Annotated in this window: 5 protein-coding genes; all 5 read left to right on the top strand. The window is 60.1% G+C overall.

Annotated elements, in window-relative coordinates:
* Positions 1–91 precede the first annotated feature (91 nt).
* The 5 genes from ACRC0P_RS15720 to ACRC0P_RS15700 all read left to right on the top strand — a co-directional run bounded on the left by ACRC0P_RS15720 (position 92) and on the right by ACRC0P_RS15700 (position 7,549).
* Positions 92–514: an ion channel gene (locus tag ACRC0P_RS15720; RefSeq protein WP_438632248.1), complete on the top strand. Its 423-nt coding sequence runs from the start codon at positions 92–94 to the stop codon at positions 512–514.
* 282 nt (positions 515–796) lie between these two features.
* Positions 797–2,608: a DUF3592 domain-containing protein gene (locus ACRC0P_RS15715; RefSeq protein WP_438632247.1), complete on the top strand. Its 1,812-nt coding sequence runs from the start codon at positions 797–799 to the stop codon at positions 2,606–2,608.
* Between the two features lie 164 nt (positions 2,609–2,772).
* On the top strand, positions 2,773–5,199 hold the full coding sequence (locus tag ACRC0P_RS15710; protein ID WP_438632246.1) for a type I restriction-modification system subunit M: 2,427 nt from the start codon (positions 2,773–2,775) through the stop codon (positions 5,197–5,199).
* 2 nt (positions 5,200–5,201) lie between these two features.
* Entirely contained in the window at positions 5,202–6,617 is a 1,416-nt protein-coding gene (locus ACRC0P_RS15705; RefSeq protein WP_438632245.1) for a restriction endonuclease subunit S, read from the top strand.
* Positions 6,614–7,549 carry an endonuclease NucS domain-containing protein gene (locus ACRC0P_RS15700; RefSeq protein WP_438632244.1) on the top strand — a complete coding sequence of 312 codons (936 nt, stop codon included), beginning with the start codon at positions 6,614–6,616 and terminating at the stop codon, positions 7,547–7,549. Before ACRC0P_RS15705 ends, ACRC0P_RS15700 begins: the two co-directional genes overlap by 4 nt.
* Positions 7,550–7,556 lie beyond the last annotated feature (7 nt).

The raw sequence follows: 7,556 nt of genomic DNA, 5'->3' as shown, positions 1-7,556 counted from the left end.
ACGTAGCCGGCTACGCCTGCGCAAATGCGCCTTGCACCTGGCCGCTTAGCGGCCCGCTGATATGACCATTTAATAGGAGACACCACACTAGATGCTGGTAGCCTTCCTGCTCAACAGTTTCCTGGTGGCGATGACAGTGCTGATCCACCACGAGGCGTTAAACAGTCTCTTTCTGTTGGGGCAGAAGTTTTCCGTCCGGCGCAATGCGGCAGTATTGATCGGCGTATTCGGCGCGCTGCTCGCGCATATTGTCGAGATGTGGCTGTTTGCCCTGGGCTATTTCTTTATGGTGCACTCGGATTACTTCGAGACCCTCGAGGGCAATTTCGACGGCAGCCTGATCGACTGCGCCTATTTCTCCTTTGCCACCTATACGTCCCTGGGGTACGGCGATATAGAGCCGATGGGCCAGCTGCGCTTTACCGCCGGCCTGGAGGCGCTCACCGGCCTGATGATGATCACCTGGACCGCGTCGTTTATGTTCCTGAAGATGCAGAAGTACTGGAAATACTGACGCCGCGGTCTTCGGGAGGGTTAATGCAAAGGCTGACCGCCAGCCCGGGCTTGGTAATGGTGCCTATCCTGCCAGAATCCGTGCTTTTCCCTGAGTGCTCTTCGCGGCAGCGTCCATTGGCTGCGCCTTCGGGCCCAGCATCGAGTGGCTGATCGCACTGCGCTTCGTTCAGGGAGTCGGCGCCGCCTCGGTGATGTCCATTCCGCGGGCGGTGACCCACGATCGCTGCACTACTGTGCTAAGCTGGTCGGCCCCAAACCGGCCATTTCACGGAGGACAGGAGTGGCAAGAAAACAAGAATCCAAGCTGGTAGCCACCCTGTTCGGGGCAATATTCTTCGCGGCCGGCCTCGGCTTTTTCGTGCTGTTTGTCGGCAAGACCCTGTTTGACCGTGTCGAGATGCGGAACTGGCAGCCGGTGCAGGCGTATGTGTTGAAGGCCGAGCTGGAATCCCACCAAAGCGATGACTCCACCACCTACAGGGTCGAGGCCAGCTATCGCTTCGGGTTTCGCGGTCGAAGCTACCGGGGTTACAGGGTCAATGTGTATACGGGTTCCGACAATATTGGCAGCTACCAGCAGGATATGTACCAGCACCTGTCCTACGCGCAGTTTCACGGCGACTGGGTGCGCGCCTGGGTGAATCCCGACAATCCCGATGAGTCTGTGATCGACCGCAACCTGCGCTGGGGAATGGTTCTTTTCCCCGGCATTCTGACCTCGGTATTCATGATTATCGGCGCCGGCATTATTTACCTGACCTGGCGCAAAAGACCGGCAGTGGAAGCCGCGGCCTTGTCGGAGAAACCCTGGCTCGCAAAGCCCGGGTGGTCGCCGGAGGGAATCTACTCCAACAACAGGGCGGCGCTGTGGTTCTGGTGGCTGTTCGCCCTTGTTTTCAATGGGTTCAGCCCGCCTATATTGATGGGGGTATCGCGGGAGCTGCGCAGGGGCAATTACCTGAGCCTGCTCGCCCTGGTTTTCGTCGCCGCTGGCTGCTTTTTACTGTACAAGGCCGTCAGGAAAACACTGGAACACTACCGCTTCGGCCGGATACCAGTGCTGCTGAATCCCTTTCCCGGCGAGATAGGCGGCAGGGTCTCCGGCTGGCTGGAATTCCCGCGTCGCTTCGGGCTCGGCGCCCAGTTCCATATCACCCTCAAGCAGATGACAACCACCACCACCCGCTGGGGCGAAGAGCGCGAAACTACCACCAGCTGCCACTGGGAGCTGGCGACCCGGGGCAAGGTCCGGAACGCCGGGCGCGGCTCGCGGGTGTATTTTGCCTTCGCGGTGCCCGAGGGCTTGCCCCAGTCCCGCGCCGACGATGGCGACGGCTGCTGGTGGGCACTGGACGTGAAAGGGGAGTTGTCGGGGGTGAATTTCGACCGCCGCTACGAAATCCCGGTATTCAGGACCCGTGCGACCGCGGCGGCCGCCAGTGAGCGCCATGCGCCAGTGCCGGAAACCGCTAACCAGAGCCTGGCGCGGCAGCTGGCCGGCGTGCGGGTGGCCGAGGCCCAGAAAGATTTCACCGCCCAGTTGGAGGCGCTGCTCGATATAGAGCAGCGCGACGGCGGCGTGCTGATCAGGCAGGCTCCGGGCAAGCAGAAGCTGGCCTGGCCACTGATCCTGTTCGGCATTGTGTTCGGCGCTTTCGGCATCGGCGCAGGCTACGCCGGTGCGCCGATTTTCTTTCCGATAGTATTTGCCGGCTTCGGCCTGCTGATCGGCGCTATCGGTGTCAATATGCGGGTCACCGGTTTCGAAACCCTGATCGACCGCGATGGCGCGACCCATAAACTGTTCCGTTTCGGCCGAGAGAAAAAACAGCGGTACTGGCCGCGCGCCAGCCTGCGCGGACTCTGCCTGAGGTGCAGCGGTTCCACCAGCGGCACCGACAAGGTCAGCGTCGAGTACTTCGATCTGCTGCTGCAGCGTGTCGGCGGTGAAACCGTCAAAATCAGCGGCGGCATAGCGGGGCGCCTGGCCGCCAGGCAGTTGCTGGAGAGCCTGGGAATGCTGACCGGCCTCCCCGCACTCAACGAGTATCAGAGCCGGATGCGGGGAAGGCGGGAACAGATGGAAGCCTGATCAGTAAAGCCCGCACAGCCGCGGGCCGCTTACGCCTCCCCGCCTTTGCAAATCCCCTTTCCCGTGGCACCCTTGTGCCCCTGCACCGGCGGGCATGTTCCGCCATATCAGGGCCGCACTCCGGGCCCCAAGACAACAACTACCCAAGAGAAGTACCCGCTTACATGGCCATCAAGAAAACCGCCCTCTACGCCTCCCTCTGGGCCAGCTGCGACCAGCTGCGCGGCGGCATGGACGCCAGCCAGTACAAGGACTATGTGCTCACCCTGCTGTTTATGAAGTACGTGTCCGACAAGGCCAGGGACAACCCCTACGCCATGATCCAGGTTCCCAAAGGGGCCGGCTTCGACGACATGGTCGCCCTCAAGGGGCACAAGGAGATTGGCGATAAACTGAACAAAATCATCAGCGCCCTGGCCGAGGAGAATGACCTCAAGGGCGTGATCGATGTGGCCGACTTCAACGACGAAGACAAGCTCGGCAAGGGCAAGGATATGGTGGACCGGCTCACCAAGCTGGTCGGCCTGTTCGAGGGCATGGACCTATCCGCCAACCGCGCCGATGGCGACGACCTGCTGGGGGACGCCTACGAATACCTGATGCGCCACTTCGCCACCGAGTCCGGCAAGAGCAAGGGCCAGTTCTACACCCCCGCGGAAGTGTCCCGCATCCTCGCCAAGGTGGTGGGCATCACCGGCGACACCCCCCAGTTCGCCACCGTCTACGACCCGACCTGCGGCTCCGGCTCCCTGCTGCTCAAGGCCAGCGACGAGGCCCCGCGCGGCCTGTCCATCTTCGGCCAGGAGATGGACAACGCCACCAGCGCCCTGGCGCGCATGAACATGATCCTGCACGACAACGCCACCGCCAAGGTCTGGAAGGGCAATACCCTCTCGGAGCCCCAGTGGAAGGACACCAACGGCCGGCTCAAGACCTTCGACTTCGCCGTGGCCAACCCGCCATTTTCCAACAAGAACTGGAGCAACGGCCTCAACCCCGCCGAGGACGAGTTCGGTCGCTTCACCTGGGGCGTGCCGCCGGAGAAGAACGGCGACTACGCCTTCCTGCTGCACATCCTCGCCTCGCTGAAGAGCACCGGCAAGGGCGCGGTGATCCTGCCCCACGGCGTGCTCTTCCGCGGCAACGCCGAGGCGCGCATCCGCGAGAACCTGCTCAAACAGGGTTATATCAAGGGCATCATCGGCCTGCCCGCCAACCTCTTCTATGGCACCGGCATCCCCGCCTGCATCATCGTGGTAGACAAGGAACACGCCCGGGCCCGCAGCGGCATTTTTATGATCGATGCCAGCAAGGGCTTTATCAAAGACGGCAACAAGAACCGTCTGCGCAGCCAGGACATCCACAAGATTGTCGATGTCTTCACCAAACAGACCCAGCTGCCGCGCTACAGCCGCATGGTGCCGTTGAGCGAGATAGCCGCCAACGACTACAACCTGAACATTCCGCGCTATATCGATGCCTCCGAGCCCGAGGACCTGCACGACCTCAGCGCGCACCTGCGGGGCGGCATCCCCGAGCGCGACCTGGACCAGCTAAAGAGCTTCTGGCGGGTATTCCCCAGCCTGCGTCGGACCCTGTTTGCGCCTTTTGATGAAGCGGGGCGCGACGGCTACAGCAGGGCGCTGGTGCAACCGGCCCAGGTCAAGGCCACACTGCTCGCGCACCCGGAGTTCACCGCCTTCCGCGATCGGGCGCTGCTGCCCTTCAGCCAATGGGCGGATGCCCAGCCGTTTTCAGCACTCAAGCGGGGCGATAAGCCCAAGGAATTTATCCACGGGATCTCCGAGGCACTGCTCGCCGCCTATATCCCCGTGCCCCTGCTCAGCCGCTACGACGTCTATCAGATACTGATGGACTACTGGGCGGAGACCATGCAGGACGATGTATACCTGATCGCCCAGGGCGGCTGGCGGGCCGCCGCGCAACTGCGCGTACTCTCGGCCAGGAAAGGCGAAAAGCTGCAGGAGACCCCGGACCTAGTGTTGAACAAGGTCAAATACAAGGCGGACGCCATACCCCCAAGGCTGATCGCCGAGTGTTTTTTTGCGGCGGAACTGGCGCAGGTCGATGCCGCCCAGCGCCGCCTGGACGCGGCCAGCGCGGAACTAGAAAGCTACCTGGAGGAGCAGGGCGGAGAAGAAGGGCTGCTCAGCGAGGCCGTCAACGACAAAGACAAGATCACCAAGGCGAGCGCCGGCGCGCGTCTGAAAGAGACCGCGGATGCCGAGGAAAAACAAGCGTTGAAACAGGCCAAGAAGCTGTTCGAGGCCGAGGCCGCGGCTAAAAAGGCCCTGAAAGAAGCGCAGGAAACACTGGATAAGTTGGTGCTGGCCAAGTATCCCAAGCTCAGCGAGCGGGAAATCCAAACGCTGCTGATCGACGACAAATGGCTCGCCAGCCTCGAAGCCGGTATCAACGCCGAGATAGAGCGGGTGACCCAGCAGCTGGCCAATCGGGTGAAGCAGCTGGAGGAGCGCTATGCCGAGCCGCTGCCGCAGTTGACCGCGCAGGTGGAAACGCTCAGCGACAGGGTGGCCGGGCATCTGCGGGCCATGGGACTGGAGTGGTAGTCATGGCGCAAAGTGATCAAGTGGCGGAGGCCAGCGCCAAGTATCTGGTGGACTTGCAGAAGGTGCAGCGGGCGGAAAGCGCCTGCCCGCCGGGCTACAAGCAGACAGAAGTGGGGGTGATTCCAGAGGATTGGGAAGTGAGAACTGTTGGCAGTTTCTCTCCATTTGTCACCAGCGGTTCCCGGGGGTGGGCTGAATATTACGCTGACTTCGGGAACCCTTTTATCCGCATCACGAACCTAAGTCGGGAATCCATTTATTTGGACTTGAGGGATACCAAATATGTTGCCCTCCCAAAAGAGTCAGCCGAGGGTAAAAGAACACAACTGTTGGATGGTGATATTCTCATCTCAATTACCGCGGATATAGGTATTATCGGTTACGTAAATGAAGAAATAGAAAAACCTGCGTATATTAACCAGCATATCGCTATGGTTAGGTTTGGCAGAAACGAGGTAGACACTAAGTTTCTTTCTTACTATTTGGCCAGCGAGTCGGTCCAAAAACTATTTAGGGGAGCTACAGATCAGGGCGCTAAGGCAGGGATGAACCTTGATGGTGTTCGAGCAATTAAATTTTCTTCACCGCCTCTATGTGAGCAAAGACACATTGCCAGTGCGCTTTCGGATACCGATGCCCTAATTGAAAGTCTGGAAAAACTGATCGCCAAAAAACAGGCCATCAAAGCCGCCACCATGCAGCAACTGCTCACCGGCAAGACCCGCCTGCCGCAGTTCGCCAAGCGTCCGGACGGCACGCCCAAGGGCACCAAGCAGAGCGAGCTGGGGGAGATTCCGGAGGATTGGAGAGCGGTTTCTTTGGCCAGTATCGGATCGTTTTCAAAAGGAAGCGGAATAAGCAGAGCAGAGGCAAACAGCGGTGAAATTCCTTGTGTTAGATACGGTGAGTTGTACACGAAGCACAATGACGTTATTCGAGAGTACTCCTCATTCATTTCGCGATCAGTAGCATTATCAGCTCAGAAACTGCAGCAGGGGGATATTCTCTTTGCTGGTTCAGGTGAGACTAAGGAAGAGATCGGGAAGGCGGCTGCCTTTCTGGACGAATTTGAGGCATACGCTGGCGGGGATATTGTGATCCTATCGCCCAGAAATTGCGACCCTGTCTATCTTGGCTACTGTCTCAATTCCCCCTATGTTTCCGTACAAAAAGCAAGTCGCGGACAGGGTGATGCCGTAGTCCATATCAGCGCTAGCGCGCTTAGTTCGGTGGCTATCATGCTGCCGGGGTCACTTGAGGAACAAGTAGCAATATCAACGGTTGTCTCTGAAATGGATCACGAGATCCACACCCTGCAACAGCGATTAGCCAAAACCCGCCAGATCAAACAGGGCATGATGCAGCAACTGCTCACTGGCAAGACCCGCCTGGTGCAACCAGAGGAGGCCACGGCATGACCCCCACACGCGGCTTTTACCGCATTATGGCCGGCCCCGGGAGCGCCCATGCCGAGGAGTGCTTCCGCGAGGGCTTTATCGGCGGCGACTGGGGTATCGAGGTCGATCTTACCGGCAAGTTGTCGGAGGACTGGCGGGAGTTCAATCGCGAGCTGATCCCCGTCTTCCTGCAGAGCAGGCCGGACAAGAGCAAGGTCACCGCCGGCCTCGCCTGCGGCATGCTGCACACCATCTGCAAGGGCATGCAGGCCGGCGACATAGTGCTCTGTCCCAACGGCCAGGGCCTCTACCGCGTGGGAGAGGTGGCCGGCGACTATTTCTATACGCCCGATGGCATACTGCCCCACCGGCGCAGAATCAACTGGTTCGACAAGGGCATAGCCCGCGACGAACTGAGCGAACCGGTCCGGAGGTCCGCCGGCTCCATCGGCACCGTCAGCAACCTGAGCAAATACGCCGACGAGCTGGAGAGCCTGCTCAAAGGCCAACAGCCGCCGGCGCTGGTGCACAGCGACGAAAACGTCGAAGACCCGACGGTATTCGCGCTGGAAAAACACCTGGAGGACTTTCTGGTCGCCAATTGGCAGTACACCGAACTGGGCCGGGACTACGAGATCTTCAGCGAAGACGGCGAACTGGTTGGCCAACAGTATCCCTCGGACACCGGCCCCATCGATATCCTCGCCATCAGCAAAAACCAGCAGACCCTGCTGGTGGTGGAGCTGAAGCGCGGCCGCGCCAGCGACGTGGTGGTGGGGCAGGTCCAGCGCTACATGGGCTACGTCAAAGAGGAACTGGCGGAACCGGGCCAGCAGGTGAGGGGCGTGATCATCGCCCTGGAAGATGACCTGCGCCTGCGCCGCGCCCTGAGCGTGACCGGCAATATCGACTTCTACCGCTACCAGGTGAGCTTCAAGCTGTTAAAAGACTAAAACCAGC

Origin of the sequence: Microbulbifer sp., from assembly GCF_051659245.1 — a bacterium.
Lineage (GTDB): Bacteria > Pseudomonadota > Gammaproteobacteria > Pseudomonadales > Cellvibrionaceae > Microbulbifer.
Note: the sequence above shows the minus strand (reverse complement) of the source record. Positions and strands in the feature narration are given on the sequence as shown.